This window comes from Paenibacillus litoralis (genome assembly GCF_046244365.1).
Classification (GTDB): Bacteria; Bacillota; Bacilli; order Paenibacillales; family NBRC-103111; genus Paenibacillus_V.
Window position 1 is genome coordinate 1,155,514 of sequence record NZ_CP176395.1, and the last position, 23,810, is coordinate 1,179,323.

Sequence of the window (23,810 nt, forward strand, 5' to 3'; positions counted from 1 at the left end):
CGATTTGACCGTTTTTTTGTGCGGCGCCATGTAACGCTACCCCTGCTGCGCATATTTGTCCCGGTACTGCCCCGGCGTCATACCCTCGTTCTTTTTGAAAATGCGGATCAAATAGGAAGGCTGATAGCGAAGCAGCTCCGCGATGTCGTTGATCTTCAGGTCGGTCGTCAGCAACAGCTCCTTGCACCGGTTCAGACGCAGCCTCGTTACGTAATCGATAAAGTTGGTGCCCGTCAGCTGTTTGAACGTTTTGCTGAGCTTATAGGGGGTCATGTGCAGCTCGTCCGCATACGATTCCAGCGAGATGTCGGAGAGGAACTCCTCCTGCAGCCGCAGCAGCAGATTATCGATCAGCCGCTTCAACGCCGGATCGTAAGCGAGCGACAGCGTTTGAATATAAGGCCCGACTACCGTCGTCCGGAACCAGGCGAGCATTTTTTGCGGTTCGCGGATTTGCATCAGCTCTTCGTACAGATGGGTGCCCTCGTACAGCGTATACGGGTTCGTATCGTTGCGCATAATCGCGTTAAGGATGCTGCCGAGGAGCAGCAGCATGCTTTGATGGACGATCAGTTCTTGCCTGGTGTTCTGCTGCAGCTGGCGCAGGAACTCCCCGATCAGCCGAATGGCCTCTTCTTCCTGCCCCATCCGGACGGCTCCGGTAATCTCGCGTTCCAGCTCGAACGGATATTGCGCGGCGTTGCTCTCCTCCGTCTTGAAATCGCTCATGCTGAGCACTTCATTGGTACGCTCGATGTCGCGGAACAATAACGCTTTGCGGGACTGCTCGAGCATGTCCGGCGTCTGAACAATCGAATCGGTGATCGGACTGATGACGATCGTCGCTTTGACGCTCAGCACCTCGTTGATCGCCTGTATCATTTGCTCGGAGAGCGCGTGCAGCTGGCTCGACGATTGCTCTTCCGTTTCATCCCCGTCAAGCACGATCAGCATCGAAGCGGACAGATCGTGGAAGTCGATGACATGGTTTTGCGGAAAACGGGAGGAAGCCAGCTCCTGTACGATTTTAGAAGCGGCGAAGGAGACGAGCTGTTCGTCCTTCTCGGAGAACTTCCCTTCGGAGCTGAACATGCCCTGCAACTGCACCATAATGAAGGCAAACCTTTTGTCGAGAATGTCCCAGTCGAGCTGGTTCATCTTCTCGATAATTTCGGATTCGGAATAATAGTAGTGATGTCCCTGCAAGAACTGGTTCAGGAAGCCTTCCCTAAGGCGGGGCAGCACTTCCTTCAGCCTGGTGGACAACGTTTCGTTCTGCAAAAGGTTATGCTTCCACTGGCTTTCGAGATAGGCGAATTCATCTTTGCCTTCCGGTCTTTTGTCGCCTTCGATCAACCGCATGAGCCTCCCGATCGGGTCGTATATACGGCGGGATGCGAACCAGGCGAGCAATAAGGCCGCCAGCAGCCCGATGCAGCTGATGACGATGATGGATGTGGACATCGAGTTGAAAGGCGCCGTAATATTCGATAGCGGCGTGGCCGAAATGTACGTGAACGTGGAGACGAGAAACGCCATTTTACCGTAAGATACGGAGTAGCTCTCTCCGCCCCACTCCATGACGAACGTATTCGAGTCGTGTCCTTCTTTCAGAATACGGGTTTTCAGCGCTTCCTCGAAGCTGCTGGCTGCTCCGTTGTCGGCCGGACGAGGAGAGGTGATATACTCGCCGCTGCGGTCGATTAAGAATGCGGCTCCGTCTTGGGAGGTCAGCTTTTCTACGAGTTCGTTCAGCCTTTGCTGATTGATGTAGATGATGAAAGCGCCGTACGAATTTTCTTGATAGCCGCCGCCCGGCAGCTTGATGACGATCGCTTTTTCGGGGGAATCGGGCCGGTCGATACGCTTAAGGCCGTTTTTCCAATAGATCCCTTCCATAGGAGCAAGCAGAGAAAGAAACAGCTTCTGGTCTTCCGCATCCGTGATCCGTCTGACGCCGGCCGCATCTCCGATGAGGCTGTTTTGGTCCTTCAGGTACAGAAACACGCTGCTGATGAACGGATTCGTATCCCGCATCAAGCTCAGCGACTTGAGCAGTTCTTTCGTCTTCTCGAATTGGCCGACGAAATCGAGCGTTTTGATAGACTCGTCGAAGCCGGGGTTAAACGCCAGCTGCGTGGAATACAGCTCCAATTGCGAGAAATAGTCGTTCATCCGCTGAATCGACTGATTGAGCTGGACCTGATGCGATTTGTTCAGCTCGTTCACGATCCGGCCGCCGCCCGCATAGTACAGGCTGATACCGATGAACGTAACGGGCAAACAGGTTATGAGCAGAACGAGGATTAAGCTTTTGCGGTAAAAAGACCCCTTTTTTATGTCAAGCCGTCGGATATTCACTAATTAAGATCACTTCCTTATTTTAAAGACGAACCAATAATATTCTATAAGTATGGTCGAAAATCCTGTCGATCATTGCGATCCTCAAAAAATTGTCACAAATGCAAAACAGCCGTAGCAGGAAGAGCGGCATGGATAAACGGGTTAGGAATGCAAAGGGGGTGTTCCGTTATCCCGGAACACCCCCCTTTGCAATTATATTCGCTTCTTCTTGAATGTAGCGACGAATAGACAAGCTAACGCAAGTACCGCAAGCGCGATAAGCGTCGCGAGCGCTTCGGCTGCGCTGCCCTGCGGTGTTGCGGCGCCGGGCGCGGCCTGTCCGCCGAAGCCGCCGGGCCCTCCCATCCCTCCGCCCATGCCGCCCGGAGGGCCCATGCCGCCTTGACCGCCGCCGAAGCCGCCTGGGCCTGGGCCCATGCCCTGCTGGCCGCCTTGCGCTCCCGCCTGCGGCTGCAGAGCTTGCTGGCCGCCTTGCGCCCCCGCCTGCGGCTGAAGAGCTTGCTGACCGCCTTGCGCTCCCGCCTGCGGCTGAAGAGCTTGCTGACCGCCTTGCGCTCCCGCCGCGCCTCTGCCGCCTCTGCCGCCGCCCATACCGCCACCCATGCCGCCTCCGCTTCCGCTACCGTTGTTGGTGGAAGCGGCTTTGCCGTCAAGCTGCTGGGTAACCGTGCCGCTGTAGGTCGCGTTGAAAGCCGTCAGCGTTTGTATGCCGCTCCGGAATTGATCGTACGTGTAGAAAGGCCGCGGGTCCTGCTTGACGGAGGCGGAGATCATGTCCGCTATTTCCTGGGCGCGCGCCGTAAAAGCATCGGGAGCCAAGTAACCCTGCAACGCGCTGCGGATGATGTCGTGATATTTCTCCTTGTACTTGTCTACGGCAAGCAGCTTTGCGATCAGAGGCCGCTCGGTTACCGCGCCCTGGGTCGGCTCGTCGATGTAAATTTGCGAGCCGCCGAAGCCGCCGAACGCCATGTTGTAGTCCCACGGAAGCACCGAGAATACGCCTTTATTTTCATACAAATAATAATTTTGCTTGTTGGAGCCAAGGTAGCTGTCCATATTCGAGGTGACCGTATTGAGGGCGATATATTTGAGCGCCTCCTCGACGTCCAGCACGTTTTCGTAATCCGTTCCGTTGTTCAGCTCGTCGAGCATCCGGATCAAGGCGTCGCCGCCCGAGGACGCCGACTTTTGTACCAGCGCCGGATAGGACGAAAGCGAGCTGTCCTGCCATTTCAGATCCCCGCCGTTCCCGTTCATTTCGGCTTTGTACAGGGCGCCGGAGGAATCGCCGAAATTCCGCTCGAGATAAGCGTCACCGATCTGCTCGACGGCCAAATAGAACCCCCAAAGCTTATCGTTCACATACACGTTCACAAAAGAATACCCTGGCACAGGAAGACCCATCTGTTCGGCTAGCTCGTAAGTCATAAACTCCCGCATGTAGGTGGCGTCGCTGTAATTGTTGTTCAGGTTGATTTTGCCGATGCCGTAGAGCGTTTGATTCGATAAATATTCGTCAAACGAAAGCTTGAAGCTGTACCGGTCCGACTCCGAGTTCACGACGCTTCGCAAGGACAGATTCCCTTTGGTGCGAATGCCGATATTGTCGTAATGGATGCCGTTATAGTCGACGGAAGCCGTCTTCAGCTCTTCCGCCGCCGCATTGTCCAGCATACTCTGAAAATCGTTTTCGTCGATCGTTATTTTGACGTCGATCACTTTGTCCTTCGGAAACACGTTCTCTTGGATCTTGCTGGCGTTCGCTGTCGCCGACGTGTCCGCTTTCCCGTCCGGGCTGCCGCCGTTATCCGGCATAAGCGCAAGAGCAAGTCCGATGATCAGCACGGCTGCACAGGCAAGCGCGATAACGGGCAGTCTCGATTTCTTTTTCATGATCGCCACCACCTGTTACTGGGATACGTAATCGCCGCTGTAGCTGATCAGCACGGCGTTCCTTACGCCGTCAAGCTCGGTAAGCTGATTGACGAAGCGGGGCTCGTTCTGGCCGAGGCGCAATTCCACCGTCATTTCAATGTTGTCGGACGTAATCGTTTTTTGCTTGACGTTATAGCGTTTGACCAGCGAATCGAGCTTCTGGACGATCGCTTGCTCGCTTTGATCGGAATCGCAGTTGACGACGAGCAGGTAAGGCGTTTCGAAGGAGGCTTTCTTGATAAAAACGAACAGCACCAGACCGACGATCACCGAGCCGATCACCGCGAGCGTATAGAAGCCGGCGCCTGTGACGATTCCCGCAACGGCTGCCCAGAACAGGAAGATCAGATCGGTCGGATCTTTGATCGGCGTACGGAAACGGACGATGCTGAGCGCGCCGACCATGCCGAGCGACAGGACGAGATTGGAATTGATCGCGATAATGACGAGCGCGGTAATGAGCGTCATGCCGATCAGAGATACGTTAAAGCTCTTCGAGTACAGCACGCCGCTGAATACCCGCTTGTACAGCATGTAGATAAACAAGCCGATCAGAAAGGCGATGGACATCGTAAGCAAAATTTTGACGATGCTGATATCCGAGCTGAAATTGGAGAGCACCGACTTTTTGATGACGTCGGTGAAGTTGGTCGTGTTTTGATCCATCGTTATTGATCCTCCCAGGAGTTGGATTTAAGGAATTTTCTGCAAATGACGTATTTCGAGTTCGATTGCCTGATCAAGCCTTCGGCCTGTATGGCGGTGCGGATATATTCGGGAAGAAACTCGTCGTACTTCACCTCGAACACGATGAAATTGTTGTCGTAGGCGTGAATCGTGCTAAGCTCCGGGTTGAAAATATCGACGCTGTTCAGGCCCGTCCTGAGCTGCTTATCGAAGGTAATGCGGACATTGCCCGCATACGAGATATAGGCTTCGCGAATGTAATCGACGATGACCTTAGGCCGGAGCAGCCTGCTTTTCATTTCGCGGTACACCTCGTACAGCAGGGGCTTTTCGGGTACGTTCAGCACCTCGTAGTCGCCCGCCAGTATGGCGTCGGCCATTTCCCTCGTCAGACGTTCCTTCACCTTGGCGATGTAATCGTTCTTTTTGATTTTTTTCTCCAGATGAATGACTTTGTCCGAAAAGTTGTAAATGCGCATCCGGTATTTTTCACGGTCGCGGACGCCGCCGAGCTTCTCATGCAGCGCTTTGTTGTCGATATCGTCGAAGTATAGGCTTCGAATATGATAGTCGCCGGCGGCATCCGCATTTCTGTCCCTCTTAAGCAGGTGTTTCAGCTGCTGGCGGATGATTTGATATTGATGATGGTTCATGTAATATTTCAATTCGTGACGATATTTCACTTTGGGATTTGCGTTCATGATCAAGGGGCACACCTCTTTCTCCATGTTCTATCCGCTCGCAGGGACGATGCTCGCGTTCGCTTGTTATTTCAGGCATGCCGGAAGAGCGGCTTGCTTTACAATTACTTTACAATAGGTGAATGAACGTACCCTGAGCGGAGGCTGAACGGAAACTGAAAGTTGATCGTATCCGGTAAAATGGAAGATAAACGCTCCCGGCTGTCGTGAGATGCGGCCAAGACGGATTTTTTTGACTTGAAAGGCGGTTCCCGGTAATCTCGGATGAAAGAGGTTGCGTACGGTAAAGGAGGAGCGGTGTGGGCGGACAAAAAGGAATGTGGATAGTAGGCGGGCTGCTCGTATTGTCGATTGCGGCGTTCGCGGGCGTAGAGCTGCTGAAGTCCAGAGCCGCTTCGCCGGCAAAGCCGAAAGCTCTGGTGACGACCTTCAAGGGAGATCCCCGGACAAGCAGGGCGTTTACGTGGCATACCGGAAATCCGGAAGCGGCGGCGGTCGTTCAAGTGGTCAAGGGAGCGGAGAATATCACCTTCGAGGAAAAAATGACGATGACGATAAAAGGGGAGACGACTTCCATCGAAGTCGCCAAGGGCCGGCGGCAAGGCGTGCATAAAGCGATCGTCACCGACCTTGAGCCCGGAGCCGTTTATACTTACCGGGTAGGGAGCGGGGAAGCGGGCGGCTGGAGCGAACCGGCTATTTTCATGACGGAGCCGGAGGCCTTGACGGATTTCACCTTCCTGAATGTGACGGATTCGCAAGGCGTGACGGAGAATGATTTTGCTTTGTGGGGGAAGACGCTGGATAAAGCTTTTGCGGTTTTTCCGGAGGCTGGTTTTATCGCGCATAACGGGGACTTGACGGAGAACCCGGAGGACGAGTCGGCTTGGGACGCATTCTTCGGCAAGGCCGGGCGCTGGCTGTCGCGGTTTCCGCTTATGCCGGTGACGGGTAACCATGACGAGGCGGACAAAAAGGCCGACCGGTTTGTCTCGCATTTCAGCCTGCCCGATAACGGAGCCAAAGGCTCGATCAATGGAACAAGCTATTCGTTCGATTACGGCTTGGCTCATTTTGTCGTCCTGAATACGGAATCCAATGGGAAGGAACAGACGGAATGGCTCCGCAGCGATCTTGCCGGGTCACAGAAGATGTGGAAGATCGCCTTGCTGCACCGCGGGCCTTATGGGGGCAACCAGGACGAATCGGTGCTCCAGCGCTGGGTGCCGGTATTCGACGAGTTTGGCGTCGATCTGGCGCTGCAGGGACATAACCACGAATATTCGCGGTCGTACCCGCTTAAGGACGGCCAAATCGTCCGAGAAGGGGAGGGCACCGTGTATGTCGTCACCAATACGTCCGGCCCCAAATTCAATAAGAAGAAGGCCGATCAGTTTTATCACCGGGTCCATTTTCAGAACGGCAAGCAGATGTTCGCCGGAATCCGGGTGAACGGCAATGCGCTTACCTATCAGGCGTATGACGTAGACGGGAACATGCTTGACGCCTTTACGCTGCAGAAGTAAGCGCTTTGTGCCTGTCTTACGTATGCTTGGGTCTCTTAAACTTGGCCGGTGTGATCGGTTCGATATGGATGTGAACATGCGAGATGTTATGCGACTCCAGTATTCGTTTCTCGATATGCTCCGTAATGTCGTGGCTCTCGCTTACGTTGAGATTGAAGTTTACGCCGATGGTGGCGTCGACGAGCGTGTTGTTTCCGTGGATACGCGCTTTGACGTCGATCAGCTTCTCGACGCCCGGCGTTTCCCGGATCGTCTGCTTGATCGTTTGCAGCTCCCCGTCGTCGAAGCCGTCGGTTAGCGCATGCGAGGCGTCGCGGAAAATGCTCCACGCCGTTTTGCAGATGATCGCCCCGACGAGCAGCGCCGTCAAAGGATCAAGCCACGGCAGTCCGAACTGGGCGCCGACGATGCCGATGAACGCGCCGATGCTGACCAGGGCGTCGGCGCGGTTGTCCTGCGCCGCGGCCGTCAATGCGCTGCTGTTAATCTTTTTTGCCAATCTGATGTTGAACCTATAAACAAGGAACATAACGAGCGCGCAAAAAAGCGCGGCCCACGCCGCGAGCATGCCGGGCGTTTCGAAGGTCCACGAGGTGAACTTAACGACCGCTTGATACAGCACCTGAATGCCGACGGCAATCATGATGAAGGACGCGATCAGCGCCGCCACGGTTTCCGCCCGGTAATGACCGTAGCGGTGATCCTTGTCGGGCGGCTTGCGCGATATTTTGAGACCGGCCAGCACCGCGATCGAAGCGATGATGTCGGTCGAATTATTCAAGCCGTCGGCCAGCAGAGCCTCGGAATGGGCCGCATAGCCGATCGCCAGCTTCAGGGCAGACAGGCAAATGTAGACGATGATGCTGAGCCAGGCGCCCTTTTCTCCCTGTTTGATGTCCTCGTATGTGTTCTCCATTTCAGCAATCCCCACTCACTTCGCAATGTCAAAACTTATGGTACCCGAAGAAAGTCGTGTGGGTCTAGAGAAACAGTGTTGTCGCCGCGCTGTAAACTTTGAACGGCCAAAGAATGTTGTACGAGTCCAAGTATGGCCCGGCAGCTTGCGGCTGCGGAAGACGGGCGGTTGAGCCGCGGCATATCGTTCTATCCGTACGTCTTTTTAGCGCTTACCGGCTAAGGAATGTAAGCCTTCTCTTCCAGCAAAAAGCGAATCATTTCCTCGTGCACCTTCTCCGGCTGCTCGTGATTGATGCCATGGCCGGCGCTTTTGACGATCCGGTAGGTCAGTCCGTGTACCTGCAGCGCCTGGATCGCTTTGGGATAGTTGGACAGCCGGTCGAACTCGCCGATCAGGAACAGCGCTTTTTCCCGTAAAACGGCTAAGTCCGCTTCCGTGAACGGGACGTATTTATGAACCATCATGGAGCGGTTGTTAAAATATTTCAGCAAATAGCTCCAGTGAAGCAGGAGCTCGGGGTTGCTTTCGAACGCATCGGAGCCAGGCGCCGTCAGCTTGCGCAGCAGTCTTCTCGTATTGGCTTCGGTAGGAAAGAGCGCTTCCGGCAAAAAAGCGAGCAGCATCCGTACCGGACTGATCTTGATCCCGCCGGCCATGCAGACGACGCCCCGCACCTTGTCCGGATGTTTAGCCGTATAGCAGCCGGCCAAATAAGCGCCGTTGGACACTCCCGCTATATGAGCCTTGTCCAGACCGAAATAATCCCAAATCGAATCGATCCAAAGAGACTGCTTGAAATGCTTGAAATAAGCCTCGTTCGGCTCGCTTTTACCGGGACCCCCGATCGTATCTACGGCAATGACATAGAAATAACGGGCCAGCTCGCGCATATTGTAGATCCACATGAGTGCGGCATTATCGCCGACGCCGTGGAACAGCAGCAGCGGAGGATTGTCCGGGTTCCCGCAAACAATGGCATGCGTCATGCCGTAAGGGGTTTCGAAATCAAGCTCTTTTTTGTCTACTCCCCATTGCGCCAGCAAGACGTCGTAGGAATCGTAAATCAATGCTTTGCCTTCCGCTTTTTTGAACCGCTGCATGGCCGGCTACCTCCTCAAGAAACGAAGCACTAGCTCCGTGGTCGGAAAAGGAATGTCTCTTCCGTGCTGCATTCTGGTAATCCCCAAGCCTTGGATAATGGAAAAATAAGCGATGGCCAGCACAAGAGGGTCTTCCTTGACGATTTGCCCCGCTTCCTGCCCCGCGATCAGGATGGGAATCAGATGCTCGAACGGCTTTTTCATCTTTTGTTCGATAAGCCGCTTCGCTTCCTCGGGAATCGCGTCCGAAGTGGAGGCTTGCACCACGATGAGCCTCCAGTGCTGCATGGCGATGCTGTCCGGCGATAAGAACGCTTCCGTCAGCCAATGGATTTTATCGTAGGGCGATCCTTCCAGCTCCGCTGCGTATTGGACGGACCGACCGGCGCCATCTGCCGCCAAATCGACGATTTTGGTGAAAATATCGTCCTTGGACGAAAAATAGTTGTATACGAAGCCTTGGCTGAAGCCCGCTTTCTCCGCAATATCCTTGATCTTGGTCCCGGCAAGTCCTTTCTTGGCAAACACCTCCACCGCATGGAGCAGAATTTGGCGTGTTTTCTTATCCGGAACGGCTTCTTCAAAGCCTTCCATAAACTTGCTTTCCAATCGTTCGCTTTGTGTGGACATAAGGAGCCTCCGTTATGAAGTCATTATGAATGAACGTTCATTCATAATATAGCGTGGCGGGGTGATTTGGTCAATCCTGGAATTGTGCGAATGTGGCTTTTCGGCAGCACGAATAAGCATCGTCCCCAACGAACGAACTTACTTGAAGGCAATCGAAGCTTGGAAGGAGCATGCTTATTTGAAGCGGGAGAGACAAGGATGAAAGGAAATTCAGGAGCATTTCGCAAGCTGCTCGATCGTCAGACCAAAGGATTTGAAGCGGATAGCCGCGCTCGGCGCCAGAGCGTTCATCGGTGAGCCGTAGGGTGCCAAAGCGTAGTGCTCCTCCGTGGGACGCCAAAGCGTATGACAAAAGAGAGGCCTGCTAGGCCTCTCTTTCGGGGGGGACTGCACTAACTGCTGAAGGGAAGCAGGATGCGCTTCCGGCTGCCGCAATGCTTTTTACAGCAGGGTGATCTGCTGGGCAGCTCTAACTCTGACTCTGACTCTGACTCTGACTCTGACTCTAACTCTAACTCGAACTCTGACATTTGTGCTAACTGGAAAACCTCCAGTTATTTTGATGTTAAAAGAGGAATATTAGAGGAATAAATGGAAAACCTCCATCTATTTCTTCCCATATTCGGTGATTAGGCCATTTCCGTCATATTCAACGGGAGGAATTCCAGTTAGTTTAAAGTCATTGGCTTTTGAGCGGTATTAACTGCATGTTTTACAGTTAGCTTCTATGGCAACGGCAATCGTTTAGGCAGCTGCTAGCCAACCCCCTCCGAATCGCCCTCGTGTTCACGCCAGTCAATCCACCGGATGCTCTTTCCGGGCCACTCGCTCGGTCGCGTTTCCGGGGAGCGCGCTTTGCCGTCCGGCCAGCTCGGGCCAGCGTGTATTCGCTAGGCACCTCCCCGGTATCGCCCTCGCGTTCACGCGACGTCGCCCTGCGCAAGTATGCGTGCGACTTCGCCGAGCGCCGCCAGCCGCCGGCACGTACCGCCGTCGCCCTGCGCAAGTATGCGCGCGACTTCGCCGAGCGCCGCCAGCCGCCGGCACGTACCGCCGTCGCCCTGCGCAAGTATGCGCGCGACTTCGCCGAGCGCCGTCAGCCGCCGGCACGTACCGCCGTCGCCCTGCGCATGTACGCGCGCGACTTCCCCGAGCGCCGCCAGCCGCCGACACGTATCGCCGTCACCCTGCGCATGTATGCGCGCGACGTCCCCGAGCGCCGCCAGACGCCGGCACGTACCACCGTCGCCCTGTGCATGTACGCACGCGACTTTGCGAGGCCGCCAGCCTCCGTCCTGCCCTTGCGCGCCGCCAGCCGCCGGACTCCTTCCGCCGCTCCCTGTCTCCTACGGTTACTGCGCCACTCCGCCGGCCGCTTCCCGGAGCTCATAGTCCCACCAGAAACGGCTTTTGCCGGTAAAGAGCTCGGTTACCGTATTGTTCGCCTGCACGAACAAGCGGTGATCGCCCGTCGCGTAAGCGTTGTTCGGGTAAAAGCCGGCGACGGTGTCCTTGATCTTCTCGTAGGTGCCGTTCTGATGCAGGCGGTAATAGCCGTGGGGCTTGGATTCCCGGTCCTCGCCGATCAAATTGTACGCTTGGGCGATGACGTCGCCGCCGTTCACATCGAGGCTGGCCAAATATTGCACGCCAAGCACGTCGTTCCACAGACGGACTGTGCCGTCATGGCCCAGCCAGACGATCTTGCCGAACGAGCCGGCATTGCTTGCCCTGATTTCCTGAGGCGAATAACTCCATAGCCAGAAGCCCTTTTCCGTTCGGGATACGTTCTGAATGCGCTGATCGAAGCCGTTCACTTGCTCCGCTTTGCCGTCGCGCACGCGGAACAGCAGGTCGCTGTGCGGTGTGTACGGGCCCGGAATATGCATGAGCGTATAGATTCGGACGGAGACGAGGGTATCCTTATCCCCAGGGGGGTATACCGACGATTGAATAGCGATATCGTGCCGGCTGTATTCCGGATTGGCGTCATAATAGGCGTTATTTTCGTCAATGATCGGTTTGAGCGGGAGCAGCTCCAGCCCTTCGAAGGTGAGCGCTCCGTTTTTTTGCTCCGTCTTGCGTGCCTCATCGGGCTTCAGTGCAGAAGCTGTCCCGGCCGCTTCGCGTTTCTTCCAGATGGCCGCCGTTTCGGCCTTGCCGAGGTATTCCGGCGTCCCGTCCAAATTTTTGGAGATCCGGAAGAGGCCGTTCAGGCCGTTATAGCCGGTGGTTACATAGAGCGACGTTTCATCGTCGTACAGGATGCCGCTTAAGTACGGAATCTGCCACGTTTGGATCGAGAAACCGGCTTGATCGTCCCATGCGGTTTGCCAATTGAACGACTCGACCGCAAAATGCCAAGTCATCGGAAAATAGGTAATATCCCGAAACAGCAGCAGCGGATACGTCTCGGAGGCATTGTCGACATATTCGGAACCGACCTGAACCGGGAAAGACGCGACCGTAGCCGAATACCTTCGGTTTAGGCTGTTGTCGCCGCCTTTTTCCATTTCGAGCTTTGCTTTTTGGCCGAATCCGGGACTAATGTTCAGTCCGGCTTTCTCCGACCAGTCGATGGACAAGCCCATGCCTTGCCCGACATTCCACGTCATCGGGAAGTACGTAATGTCTTTGTAGACGAGCAGCGGGTATTTTAATTCGCGGCTGTCGATCTTCTGTCCGTCTATCGTTACCGGGAAGCCGGGAATCGTAACGCTTACTTGTTTACCGGGCGTTTCCGCGGATGCGGTCGCTCCGAGCATGCTCAGCATGAAGCCGATGGCTAACAGCAGGGAAAGTCCCTTTTTCCATTTGAATACCATTTACTCATCCTCCATTCGATCCTCCGCAGGGAAGCTATTCTATTAGACATTCGGTATTTCAAAAATGTTGCAAATATGCCTAGGGCAGCCCGGTCGTCTGCAGCATACGGCCAAACCCCCCTCTCATACATTACTTAAATGACCCGTTCGGTTCCCTTTGTGCGTCCTAAACAAGCGAAAGGAGCATGTCACTATGGAGAAGAGGCCCTTGCCCCGGAATGGAAAAATACAAATACCGCAGCCTATACGCGAGGACGGTGCCGGAGCCACCGATTTCGGACCTAGAGACGTGATGCGGGATATGGAAAATCCCGACATGCTGGTACCGCCCGCAACCGATGCCGGCATGATGCCGAATTTGAAGTTCTCTTTCTCGGATACGCACATGCAGCTTAATCACGGGGGCTGGTCGCGGGAGGTGACGGTGCGGGAACTGCCGATCGCGACCACCCTGGCGGGCGTCAACATGCGCCTCACGGCGGGCGGGGTTCGCGAGCTGCACTGGCATAAGCAAGCGGAATGGTCGTACATGATTTTGGGACGGGCGCGCATTACCGCGGTCGACCAGGACGGGCGTAACTTTATCGCGGATGTGGGCGTAGGCGATTTGTGGTATTTTCCGCCGGGTATTCCTCACTCGATTCAAGGACTGGAGGAAGGCTGCGAGTTTTTGCTCGTCTTCGACGACGGGGGCTTTTCGGACATCAATACGTTCTCGTTCACCGACTGGTTCGCGCATACGCCGAAGGACGTGCTGTCGGCTAATTTCGGCGTGCCGGAAAGGGCGTTTGCGCATTTGCCGAAGGAGCAGCGGTATATTTTTCAATCCAAGGTGCCCGGGTCTCTCGAGAGCCAGAAAGTAGAGGATCCGTACGGTACGGTGCCGCGAACGTTCACCCACCGGCTGCTTGCCCAGGAACCGATTCGGACGCCCGGGGGAACGGTGCGCATCGTCGACTCGAGCAATTTCCCCGTATCAACCGCGATAGCGGCGGCGCTCGTGGAAGTGAAGCCGGGCGGCATGCGGGAGATGCACTGGCATCCGAACAATGACGAATGGCAGTATTACTTGACGGGAACGGCCAGAATGACCGCGTTCGCAGCGCAAGGAACGGCGCGCACGTTCGATTACCGGGCGGGAGACGTAGGCTATGTGCCGTTCGCATACGGCCACTACATTCAGAACACCGGCGATCAAAACCTCTGGTTTCTGGAAATGTTCAAGAGCGACCGCTTCGCCGACGTATCGCTCAATCAATGGATGGCCCTGACGCCGCAGGAGCTTGTTCAGGATACCCTCCATGCAAGCCCGGAGCTGATGGGCGCCCTGCGAAAGCAGAAATGGCCGGTCGTCAAATACCCGGACAACAAGTAGCGTTAGTACGCCTAGAGCAGCCCGTTTTTGCGAACGGCTGCTTTTTTTGCGCCATTTTTCCGCTGGACTGGAAGATCGGAGGGGTGATAAAATGTCTGGCAAAGCATAGGGAGCCGGCTGCCGGGCGGCAGCGCCATAAACGTTTGCGGCTTCACCCGCTTGTGTATAATGGACCATGTCGGGAGATCGAGAGGTGAAATCATGTCCATCCGCATTAAATTACTATTGTCTTATACGGGAATGCTCGTCATCAGCCTGCTGATGTTCGTGCTTACCGCGCTTCTCTTTACGGTTGCTTCGACCGGGGATATTCATAATCTTCGCGATTTCTATAAAGTGCATTATCAGCTGAATCCGCTGACCGAGCAGGAGGAATCCATTTTTCTCGAACTGAAATATTTGGCCAAGAACGATCCGGACGCGCTGCAAAACGCGCAACTGATGCGGGATTACGATTATAAGCTAAGAACGGAGAAAGCCGGTCTGTTCGTCCGCCGGGAAAGCAATCAAATCTATGAATCCATTACATTCGTTCAACCTCAGCTGAAGGAGGCTTTGCCTCCATACGATCTGAACAACAATCAGATTCGGAGCACGTTTTATATCGGAGAGCGTTTCTATGCGTACGCCAAATTCGACTTTAAATATTCGGACGGGGCGAAGGGGAGCGTATTCGTCATCCGGGAGCGGAGTCCGTTCGCGGGCTTGACGCGCAAGCTGCTTCCCGTGCTGTCGCTCATTTTGATCGGCGTGCTGGTCGTTGCGAACGTGCTGCTGTACCGTTGGATCACGAGAAGCGTCGTTAAACCGCTTAATGTGTTAAGGAGTTCGGCAGAACGCATTGAGGAGGGGAATCTTCAATTCAAGCTGGATCTGCATTCGAAGGATGAGATCGGGCAGCTGAACGATGCGTTCGAAAGAATGAGGCAGCGGCTGCAGGACTCCGTAAACCTTCGTCTGCAATACGAGGAGAACCGGAAAGAGCTGATATCGAACATTTCGCATGATTTGCGGACGCCGATCACGAATATTAAAGGCTATATCGAAGGGATTCGGGACGGGGTTGCGGATACGCCCGAGAAGATGGAAACGTACGTCAACATTATTTATGCCAAAGCCGTCGACATGGACAAGCTGGTGGACGAGCTGTTCTTGTACTCCAAGCTGGATCTGAAGCAGGAGCCGTTTACGATGGATCACGTGGATATCGTCGCCTTCCTGGACGATTTCATCGATGAGCTCCGGTACGATCTAGTGGAGAAGGGCGCGACGATCCATTGGAACCGTGAAGCTCTGGGAAGCACCGAGGTTGTTGCGGATTTGGAAAAAATAAAACGCACGATGCTTAATATTATCGAGAATGCCGTGAAATATTCGAATAAGCCGGATAAGCATATCGCCATCTCGCTTCAAGCGGATTCCGAATGGGTAACGGTTGAAATCAGAGATAACGGCATGGGGATTCCGTCGGAAGCCGTCCCTCATATCTTTGAACGTTTTTACCGTGCCGAATTGTCGCGGAATTCCTCGACGGGCGGGAGCGGTCTGGGACTTGCCATCGCACGCCAAATAATCGAAGCGCATGGCGGCTCCATATGGGCAAAGAGCGAGCAAGGAACCGGCACGAGCCTGTTCTTCACCTTAAAGCGAACATCGACAGAGGGAGGTTCCGAGCAAAGTGACCCGCATACTCATCATTGAAGACGAAACGACTATCGCTCAGCTGGAGCGGGACTATTTCGAATTGAACGGGTTTTCCGTCGAGCTGATCCACACCGGAGACGAAGGGCTGAAGCGGGCGCTTGAAGAGGAATATAGTCTCGTTATCGTCGACCTGCAGCTTCCCGGCTTAGACGGCTTTGAGCTATGCCGCCGTTTAAGGGAGGCGAAGGAGGTTCCCATCTTAATCGTATCCGCCAAAAAGGAGGAGATCGATAAGATTCGGGCCTTTAAGCTGGGGGCCGACGACTACGTCACGAAGCCGTTCAGCCCGAGCGAGCTGGTCGCGCGGGCAAAAGCGCATTTGACGCGGTACGAGCGGCTGCTCGGCAAGCAAGAGACGGCGCGCAAGAACGATGAAATTCATATTAGAGGCATTGTCATCGATAAAGCTTCGCGCCGGGTATACGTCCGGAACAAGGAAGTCGTGCTTCCGACAAGGGAGTTCGATCTGCTTGAATTTATGGCGAGCCGCCCGAATCGGGTTTTCAGCAAGGAGGAGCTGTTCGAACGGATATGGGGAATGGATTCGAACGGCGATATTGCAACGGTTACGGTTCATATCCGCAGGGTGAGGGAGAAGATCGAGACGGATCCCTCCAATCCGCAGTATATCGAGACGGTATGGGGAGCGGGCTACCGTTTTACCGTGTAAGCCAGTCATTAACGAGGAATTAATACGCCGTTTAGATTTTGTTAATATCTCGTTTCTAGGCAGTTTAAGTCTATCCCTTATGATGAAGTTGTAAGCAGCAAACAACTCATTCGAGGAGGACATATAACATGAAAAAGCATACACAAAAAATTGCCGCCGTTTTGGTGGCGACGGCACTTGGAACTACATCGCTGCCTTTTGCGGTAATGAATGTACAGGCCGCTGCAGACACGAAAGCAGCCGTTACGGCTCCAGCCGGCAACCAGTCGATCGAGGCGGCGGTCAAAGCGCTTATCCAATTGGGCGTACTCCACGGCTATGAAGACGGTTCGATGCGCGAGCAAAATCAAATCACCCGCGCCGAGCTGGCGAAAATGGTGCTTCTGACGTTCGGTCTGCAAGGCAAAGCGGATAAACCCGCCCAGTTGTCGGACGTGAGCGCGGATGCTTGGTACTACAGCTATGCGAACGATGCAGTCGGACAAGGCATTATGGCGGCCGATAACGGAAAATTCAATCCGGCGGCAACGGTGACGGGCGATGAAATCATCCAAACCGTATCCAAAGCGCTTAAACGCGACGTGAAGTCTTTGCAGCACTGGATGGGCCAATCGTATGCGGCGAGCAAAACGATCACCCGCGGCGAAACAGCCGTTCTGCTGCAAACCGCGCATCAAGCGATTCCTTCCGAAAACGCGAAAATCACCAGCGTAAAATCGCTGAATGCGATCACGCTGATCGTCACCTTCGACGCTCCGCTGACATCGGCAAACGAAGCGTTCGACAAAGCCAAAGCGGATTTCGCCTTCAATGACGGCTTGACCCTTACCAACATGCCGCGCCTGAAAACCGGTTCGGTTGCAACCTACATCGTTCCGACATCGGTGCAAAAAGCAGGCACGACGTACAACCTTACGTACAAAGGCGCGCAGGTAGGCACGTTTACGGGCAACGAAACGAAGCTTGATATGACGGAAACCAGACAAGTGACGAACGACACGTTCGAGATCGAAGCGCTGAAAGCGAACGGAGTCGTAGACTACGGATACATCATTTCCGCTTACAGCGGAGGCCGCGGCGCCAACGCCTTCGTCATGAACGACGACAATACGGCGGACGGCAAATCGTATCAAGTCATTTCTTCGATGCAAGCCAGACAGGTAACGATTACGCCGGAGGGCGGACAGCCGATCGTCGCCAAATACGTGCCGTTTACGCAATCGACGGACGGCAAGCAGGAGCCGAAATTCCGGCTGCCTGAAGGGCAAGTCTTGACTCCGGGCGTCAAATATACGGTAACGTCCGATTGGGCGAACATTGCGAATCCAACCTTCGTGGCCAAAGAATTCGCAGCGCTGCAGCTTTCCGGCGCAGAAGCGGTCAGCGCAACGTCGATCAACGTTTCGTTGACGCAGGATCCGGGCGACGAGTTGTTCTCCGGACGCAGCGTCGAGCTAACGGCTCCGAACGGCGACAAGCTGACAGCTACTTATAAATACTCCAGCCGCAAAGGCGCGGTAGGCGTATTCGATCTTCAGAAGGACGCAAAGCTGGTTTCGGGTACGGCTTACACGGTCACTCCAGTCGGAGCATGGGCGACTTCCTCCGCAGTCACTTTGACGGCGAAGTAATAGCCGGCCGGCGGTTTGGATCGGATCGGATCGGAGCGTCCGAGGGATAGGAAAGGTGTTGGTTTCTTATGCTGCGCCTAATCGTATTGCTGGTAGTTCTTGTAGTAACAGGGTGTCAGGTGGATTACGGCACCCTGTTAACGAATGAAGAACAGCAAGCTGCCCAATCGGTGAAAAATGAAAAGGACAAGTTGAATCAGGCTCTGCTTGAAGCCGCCGCTAAAGGCGATCAGGCTGCCATTGCGAGTCTGCTTGCGGACGGCGCGGATATTGACGCTACGGACGATCGCGGCAGAACATCGGCCATGATTGCGGTTCACACGAAGCAGCTTTCCATCTTTACCTTGCTGGCGGAGAAGGGAGCTAACATTAATATTCGCGACGAACGCTCGGATAATCCGCTTCTGTACGCAGGCGCGGAGGGGTTGCTCGACTTTGTGAAAGCTTCGCTTGCCGCGGGAGCCGATACCCGGCTCACCAACCGGTTCGGCGGAACGGCCCTGATTCCTGCCGCTGACCGCGGTCATGTAGATGTCGTGAAGGAGCTATTGGCCCATTCCGACGTGGCGGTGGATCATGTCAATAATTTGGGCTGGACCGCATTGCTGGAAGCGATCATTCTCGGCGACGGCGGAAACGATCATCAAGCCATCGTGAGGCTGTTGATCGAACACGGAGCGAACGTAAATCTCGCCGACCGTGAAGGCGTAACGCCGCTCAAGCACGCCGAGACAAGAGGCTATAAAGAAATGGCTAAAATGTTGACGTTAGCCGGAGCGAAATAACGAATAAACCTCCAATCCCGCAGGCGGGTTGGAGGTTTATTTGCATTTCTGGGAGGGCTGATCTGCCCTCGCTGAATTAGCTTAGAGCGGGTGCGAAGCAAAGTTCACTATCGGCCACCAGCGAGCGTTTTCCAAGCAAATAGTGAACTTAGGCTCACTAATAGTGAAGTAAAGTTCACTATTCGGGTGCGGAAGTGAGCTTTACCGGCTAATAGTGAAGCAGACGTCGCTATTTTGCCGTGAGGTTCACTAATAGTGAAGCTGGGTTCACTATCGGCCACCAGCGAGCGTTTTCCGAGCAAATAGTGAACTTGGGCTCACAAATAGTGAAGCAAAGTTCACTATTCGGGTGCGGAAGTGAGCTTTACCTGCGAATAGTGAAGCAGACGTCGCTATTTTGCCGTGAGGTTCACTAATAGTGAAGCTGGGTTCGTCGGGGGCTCGACACAGCAAAGGTGTGCCGTTGCGATGTTTAGGAGCTCCCTTTTCTTTTACCACCTGATTGCCGTAGGTTGGTCGGTTTGCTTAATCCGTCGCTTGACGGAGGTTTTCTGCTATTTTTATTTTTTTGGTTCAGTTGGTGTTCAAGGTCCTGTACGCGGGCTTCCAGTTGTTCAATCCGCTGGGTCAACATCGTGATAAAAGCAGCGATTTCCGTATCACCCTTGCTGATCTGCAAAATTTGCTCTTAGCTCAGTTTCACGATAGGTTCCCTTTTTTTCAGTTATTCTCACTATAACTTACTTCCAATCGGTTTAACCGGAGGTACCCTGGGTTCACTATCGGCCACCAACGAACGTTTTCGGATATTGCCCTCTCGAGCACGCCGCTAGCCCGGTCTGCCATTACTTGCCGCAGCATTTTTTAAACTTCATGCCGCTGCCGCAAGGGCAAGGATCGTTTCTCCCTATCTTCTTCTTCGAAGCGAAGTCGATGACTTCTCCTGCGGGGCCTTTTGACCGCTCTTGCGCCGGATTCCGCGCTGCGGAAAGCTCGTCCGGCGAGTAGCCTTTCAACGTCCACTGTTTCGTATTATTGTGTAGCAGGACGAGATGGTCCATGAGAGCCTTTGTCGCTTCGAGGGTGGCGATATTGAGAAACTGCTGCAAATATTGAAACAGCTGGCTTGGCGTTTGATCGATCCGTATTGCGTATACGCATTCCTCGGCAAGCTGATCCGCCTGTTCCCGGTTATAGGGATAGTTTTTGATAATAAAGCTGACGAATGCCTCATAGGCGGGGTTCCGGTCCACGAAATTCGGCTCTCCGGCCTTCAAGAGCTGGGCTTTGGTGAACGGATAGAACGTCAGGCTGGATCTGAAGGCATGCCCTTTGATAAGATCTTCTGCGTTCCATACCCTGCTGTGATAGAACCCTGCGGCATCGTGTCTGATCCCTTGATCGTATTTGATGGCATCCAAAATGATATCCAAATAATCCTGCGGTTTCGGCTTCTCCCCCGTATATGGGGTCAGCAACGTTTCGAGCTGATCCAAGTTCAGCATACCGTAGTAGTGCAGCATGCCGTACGTGAGCTTGATCCACTCCGTGTTGCGGCGAAGTGTTTCACGATACGAGTTGTGGTTCAGCGCCGTGAAAGCCTTGGCAATTTCGACAGGCATAACCAACGTTTTTTGGCCATTAAAGGTCCCTGGAAAAAGGAGACCTCGATCCGTAAAGTAGCCGATCTGACTCGAGTCAAGCGGCAAGTAAGCGTGCCCGCCGCGTTCGGCGATATGCTTTAAGACTTTATACCGGTCTTCATCGAAGCTTATAAGTAGAGCTGGCAGCGCACCGGGAATCTGCTGCGCCAATACTTCGGCCAGCTCTTGCTTCTTGAGCGTGCTCGCTCCCTTGATATCCAAGTTTACGCGTATGTCCGTCAGATCGTTTTTAGTTAGTCGTACCAGAGCGTCTATGAGGGGAAGCGGGGTCTCGATTTCCGACCACCTTTTGTCCTCTTGCTTAGCCGCCATTTGCCGGCTAGCCTCTTTTGCGCTCTCTAATGCGTTCAGCAGCGTCTTTTGGTCTTTGGCGCTTAGCTGCTTGTTCATGCGCTCACCCCTTCCAAACAAATGAAAAACCCATCCGCGCAAGTGCGAGGATAGGGATAGTTAACTCTAACATACTATACCGAATTTCGACATGCATATCCAGCCCCATTTATTTGAGACTACCGGATCAGTACATGTCCAACATATTGACTGTACGAACGGTCAGTTATATAATGGAGGAAATTGGAGGCATCGGTTCATGGATACAAATCCGCTTGATAAGCGAATGGAGAAGGGCGAGCAGACGAGGGCGCGCATCTTGAATGCCGCAATAGCCGTCATTGCCGAGAAAGGCATCAAAGAGGTTTCTGCCGCGAAGCTGGCGAGCGCTACCGGCGTCAGCAAAAGCAATATTTTTCATCATTTCAAATCCGTTGACGAGATCCTGATCGGCGTCCTGCATATTATTTTTAATGAGCTTCTGGAGTCGATGACGCGGGCTTACCCGGATACGGAACAATTTCTGAATGCGCTTGGCGACGCTATTTTCCACGTACCCGAAGAGGATAGGAGGCTGTTTAAAGCTTTCTTTTCGTTTTATTATGAAGGCATGTTTAACGCTGAATTTCAAAAAGCGCTGGATTCCTACCTGAATCAAATTACGCAGCTCATTCAAAACCGGCTTGCACGGCTGGCCTCGCGATCCGTTGCCGAAGAAACCGTTCAAGCTGCGGCCTCGCTAGTGCTGTCGTCTTTGGACGGCATGGGCCTGCATTTCTTGCTGAATGGAAACGCAGCGCATTATGAACGGGCATGGCGGCTTCAGGTGCGGATGATTGCCCGGCTCTTATCGGAACCGTAAGCCCGACTTGTGCGGGACTTACGATTTCAAATAACTGACCGATCGATCGGTCAATAATAAAGTGAATTGGAGGAGATCAGGAATGAAAACCGTCAAAATACCGTCCTTTTTTCACGAGGTTTTTGGGGAAAAGCAGACTGCTGCGGAGTTGTTCTTCATCATAGTGTTCGGTGTGGGCATGAGCGGATTGATGCTTGCTTGCACCTACCCGGAGTGGGGCGGCCTCGCATGGTGGAAAATCGGATGTCTCGCGCTGCTTGCGCTAGATATCAATGGAGGAGTCGTTGCCAATGTAACCTTGTCGACGAACAATTACTACAAGGCGAGTTCGAGAGCGAGACTTCTTTTTATTGCCATTCATGTTCAGCCTGTCTTATTGTCTCTTATATTCGGAGAGTCCTTGCTTCTCTGTCTTCTCGTCTGGGGTTATACGATCGGCTCGGCACTCGTCGTTAATGCCCTGATTCGATATCCGGCCCAGCGTACGGTTGCCGCCGTTTTGGCTGCTGCGGGGTTCGGAGGACTGCTTATGCTTCCGGGCGATATGCCCAAGATCCTTATCGTCACGCTGCTTTTCTATATGTTTAAGGTCATTTACAGCTTTGCGGTCGATCATTATGCCCAGAGAGGAGAGTAAGCGATGGATAATGAACGACTATCCGGCGGAAGCAGGGAAATCGTGCGTCTAAAGGAAGAGCATCGACAGCAAGCCGTAGCGATGCTGCCGGAGGCTTTCGCGAACGACCCGTTGTTTCACTATCTGTTTGCTGGTGCTCCTGCGGGACGGAAAATACAAACGCGGCAGTTTTTCAGCTTTTTGTTCGATAAAAGCCTCATACTGAAAGAAAGTCTGATTGGCGCCACGGAGAATGGCGTGCTCTGCGGCGCAGCGAGTATAGAGCTTCCAACCAGCACAGCGGGAGCGGGGGTGCTGCTCAACCCGTTATTTCTGTATCGGGCCATGCGGTTGTTCGGCAGCATTCCCATACGTTCCTTTACCATGCTTAACCGGTACATGCAGCTTACCGTTTCGGTTCGGCCGAAGGTTCCTCATCATTATTTAGTTTTCTTGGGCGTTGCGCCCGAGCGCCAAGGGAAGGGGCTAGGCAGCATGCTTTTACACGAAATTCACGAGATGGCGGATCGGGATCCGTCCTCGGCCGGCATCGGACTAGACACCGAAAATCCGGAAAACGTAAGGCTGTACGAACGTTTCGGCTATCGAGTCGTTGCCGGGAAGAGGCTAGGCGGCATTATGGTATACGGCATGTTCCGACCGAGCCGAAGAGGTGTTGTCACTTGATCAACGCCCGCTGCCGTTATGATTTTGCCGCTTTAATCAGCTCGTTGCCGTTAATCTCGAGCAGTTCGTACGCCCTGCTAACCATTTCTTGATCTTGTCCGAACAGATGGATGGATCTGATGCCGCTTTCGGATGTAACATGATTAAGTTGCTGCACCATAAACGCCGAATTGCACAACACGACAACCCTTTTGCTGTAGGTCATCAACCCTTGCTGAAAAATGACGGCTTGCTCCGCGACATCCGGAGAATAAACGGCAGGCTCGCCATCCGCAGTTTTCATTTCCCGGTGATCGACCAAGATTTCCAGCTCCTCCTTGCCGTAGGCGGAACAAATACCGAGCAGAGTCGAGGCCATATACTCCACGTTTTCTTTGCTCAGCAGTCCGGTTACTTGGAAGGACAGCACTTTCTTTTCTTGGTCGAGATGATATACAAACCGCTCCGAGAAAGGGACGCTAAAGTCTTTTTGCAAATAGGCCGGGTTGGTCGAAAAGCGTTCGTTCGAAAACATATATTCGATGGATACGTTAAGAGCGGCGGCAATCCGCTCGATATTGACCAAGCTGACGTTGCGCTCGCCCCGTTCCACCCCGCTTATATAGGTTCTGTCCAGTTCCGATCGCAGCGCGAGCATTTCCTGCGACATGCCGCTGCGCGCGCGAAGCTCCCTGACCCGCAATCCGAATTGTGAGCGGATGTCCAACAATACCTATCTTCCTTTCCAAATAGGATCCAATATATACAAATATATATCGGTTAAATGGGTCTTGAGATGTAGAATTTTGTCATTTTC

At 53.8% G+C, this 23,810-nt stretch carries 20 protein-coding genes; 9 read left to right on the plus strand and 11 right to left on the minus strand.

Annotated features, from left to right (window positions below; genetic code table 11):
* Positions 1 to 36: 36 nt before the first annotated feature.
* From ACKGJP_RS04865 to ACKGJP_RS04880, 4 genes are all read right to left on the minus strand, one after another.
* Positions 37 to 2,361 (minus strand): AraC family transcriptional regulator, encoded by a 2,325-nt coding sequence (locus ACKGJP_RS04865; protein ID WP_409344558.1) that lies wholly within the window; start codon positions 2,359 to 2,361, stop codon positions 37 to 39.
* A gap of 195 nt (positions 2,362 to 2,556) precedes the next feature.
* Positions 2,557 to 4,260, minus strand: coding sequence for a CotH kinase family protein (locus ACKGJP_RS04870; RefSeq protein WP_409344559.1), 1,704 nt, complete (start codon positions 4,258 to 4,260; stop codon positions 2,557 to 2,559).
* A gap of 15 nt (positions 4,261 to 4,275) precedes the next feature.
* Positions 4,276 to 4,968 carry a DUF4956 domain-containing protein gene (locus ACKGJP_RS04875; RefSeq protein ID WP_409344560.1) on the minus strand — a complete coding sequence of 231 codons (693 nt, stop codon included), beginning with the start codon at positions 4,966 to 4,968 and terminating at the stop codon, positions 4,276 to 4,278.
* A 2-nt stretch (positions 4,969 to 4,970) separates the two neighbouring features.
* Positions 4,971 to 5,690 (minus strand): polyphosphate polymerase domain-containing protein, encoded by a 720-nt coding sequence (locus tag ACKGJP_RS04880; RefSeq protein WP_409347079.1) that lies wholly within the window; start codon positions 5,688 to 5,690, stop codon positions 4,971 to 4,973.
* Between the two features lie 299 nt (positions 5,691 to 5,989).
* On the opposite strand from ACKGJP_RS04880, the gene ACKGJP_RS04885 reads away from it, so the two are divergent.
* Positions 5,990 to 7,216 (plus strand): fibronectin type III domain-containing protein, encoded by a 1,227-nt coding sequence (locus tag ACKGJP_RS04885; RefSeq protein ID WP_409344561.1) that lies wholly within the window; start codon positions 5,990 to 5,992, stop codon positions 7,214 to 7,216.
* A 16-nt stretch (positions 7,217 to 7,232) separates the two neighbouring features.
* Here ACKGJP_RS04885 and ACKGJP_RS04890 read toward each other — a convergent pair whose 3' ends face one another.
* From ACKGJP_RS04890 to ACKGJP_RS04905, 4 genes are all read right to left on the minus strand, one after another.
* The gene (locus ACKGJP_RS04890; RefSeq protein WP_409344562.1) at positions 7,233 to 8,132 is read right to left on the minus strand and encodes a cation diffusion facilitator family transporter; all 900 of its coding nucleotides are present in this window, start codon (positions 8,130 to 8,132) and stop codon (positions 7,233 to 7,235) included.
* A gap of 218 nt (positions 8,133 to 8,350) precedes the next feature.
* Positions 8,351 to 9,235 (minus strand): alpha/beta fold hydrolase, encoded by an 885-nt coding sequence (locus tag ACKGJP_RS04895; protein WP_409344563.1) that lies wholly within the window; start codon positions 9,233 to 9,235, stop codon positions 8,351 to 8,353.
* A gap of 6 nt (positions 9,236 to 9,241) precedes the next feature.
* On the minus strand, positions 9,242 to 9,865 hold the full coding sequence (locus ACKGJP_RS04900) for a TetR/AcrR family transcriptional regulator (protein WP_409344564.1): 624 nt from the start codon (positions 9,863 to 9,865) through the stop codon (positions 9,242 to 9,244).
* A 1,352-nt stretch (positions 9,866 to 11,217) separates the two neighbouring features.
* Positions 11,218 to 12,690 carry a hypothetical protein gene (locus ACKGJP_RS04905; protein ID WP_409344565.1) on the minus strand — a complete coding sequence of 491 codons (1,473 nt, stop codon included), beginning with the start codon at positions 12,688 to 12,690 and terminating at the stop codon, positions 11,218 to 11,220.
* A gap of 193 nt (positions 12,691 to 12,883) precedes the next feature.
* On the opposite strand from ACKGJP_RS04905, the gene ACKGJP_RS04910 reads away from it, so the two are divergent.
* The 5 genes from ACKGJP_RS04910 (at position 12,884) to ACKGJP_RS04930 (ending at position 18,855) form a co-directional block, all read left to right on the plus strand.
* Positions 12,884 to 14,065 (plus strand): oxalate decarboxylase family bicupin, encoded by a 1,182-nt coding sequence (locus tag ACKGJP_RS04910; protein ID WP_409344566.1) that lies wholly within the window; start codon positions 12,884 to 12,886, stop codon positions 14,063 to 14,065.
* Between the two features lie 201 nt (positions 14,066 to 14,266).
* The gene (locus ACKGJP_RS04915; protein ID WP_409344567.1) at positions 14,267 to 15,766 is read left to right on the plus strand and encodes an ATP-binding protein; all 1,500 of its coding nucleotides are present in this window, start codon (positions 14,267 to 14,269) and stop codon (positions 15,764 to 15,766) included.
* Positions 15,744 to 16,439 (plus strand): response regulator transcription factor, encoded by a 696-nt coding sequence (locus ACKGJP_RS04920; protein ID WP_409344568.1) that lies wholly within the window; start codon positions 15,744 to 15,746, stop codon positions 16,437 to 16,439. The genes ACKGJP_RS04915 and ACKGJP_RS04920 overlap by 23 nt, the downstream gene beginning before the upstream one ends.
* Positions 16,440 to 16,567: 128 nt before the next feature.
* Positions 16,568 to 18,070 carry an S-layer homology domain-containing protein gene (locus tag ACKGJP_RS04925; RefSeq protein ID WP_409344569.1) on the plus strand — a complete coding sequence of 501 codons (1,503 nt, stop codon included), beginning with the start codon at positions 16,568 to 16,570 and terminating at the stop codon, positions 18,068 to 18,070.
* A 68-nt stretch (positions 18,071 to 18,138) separates the two neighbouring features.
* The gene (locus ACKGJP_RS04930; RefSeq protein ID WP_409344570.1) at positions 18,139 to 18,855 is read left to right on the plus strand and encodes an ankyrin repeat domain-containing protein; all 717 of its coding nucleotides are present in this window, start codon (positions 18,139 to 18,141) and stop codon (positions 18,853 to 18,855) included.
* A gap of 472 nt (positions 18,856 to 19,327) precedes the next feature.
* Here ACKGJP_RS04930 and ACKGJP_RS04935 read toward each other — a convergent pair whose 3' ends face one another.
* Both ACKGJP_RS04935 and ACKGJP_RS04940 read right to left on the minus strand, forming a co-directional pair.
* Positions 19,328 to 19,534, minus strand: a complete 207-nt coding sequence (locus ACKGJP_RS04935) for a DUF6444 domain-containing protein (protein WP_409344571.1) — start codon at positions 19,532 to 19,534, stop codon at positions 19,328 to 19,330.
* 166 nt (positions 19,535 to 19,700) lie between these two features.
* Positions 19,701 to 20,909 carry a YecA family protein gene (locus tag ACKGJP_RS04940; protein WP_409344572.1) on the minus strand — a complete coding sequence of 403 codons (1,209 nt, stop codon included), beginning with the start codon at positions 20,907 to 20,909 and terminating at the stop codon, positions 19,701 to 19,703.
* A 199-nt stretch (positions 20,910 to 21,108) separates the two neighbouring features.
* Between ACKGJP_RS04940 and ACKGJP_RS04945 the strand changes: the two genes are divergently transcribed.
* The 3 genes from ACKGJP_RS04945 to ACKGJP_RS04955 all read left to right on the plus strand — a co-directional run bounded on the left by ACKGJP_RS04945 (position 21,109) and on the right by ACKGJP_RS04955 (position 23,014).
* Positions 21,109 to 21,711, plus strand: a complete 603-nt coding sequence (locus tag ACKGJP_RS04945; RefSeq protein WP_409344573.1) for a TetR/AcrR family transcriptional regulator — start codon at positions 21,109 to 21,111, stop codon at positions 21,709 to 21,711.
* Positions 21,712 to 21,793: 82 nt separating this feature from the next.
* Entirely contained in the window at positions 21,794 to 22,348 is a 555-nt protein-coding gene (locus tag ACKGJP_RS04950) for a hypothetical protein (protein ID WP_409344574.1), read from the plus strand.
* 3 nt (positions 22,349 to 22,351) lie between these two features.
* A complete protein-coding gene (locus ACKGJP_RS04955) occupies positions 22,352 to 23,014 on the plus strand; it encodes a GNAT family N-acetyltransferase (protein WP_409344575.1) in 663 nt (220 codons plus the stop codon).
* Between the two features lie 16 nt (positions 23,015 to 23,030).
* Here ACKGJP_RS04955 and ACKGJP_RS04960 read toward each other — a convergent pair whose 3' ends face one another.
* Complete coding sequence (locus ACKGJP_RS04960) at positions 23,031 to 23,723, minus strand: helix-turn-helix domain-containing protein (protein WP_409344576.1); 693 nt, start codon at positions 23,721 to 23,723, stop codon at positions 23,031 to 23,033.
* Positions 23,724 to 23,810: the final 87 nt, after the last annotated feature.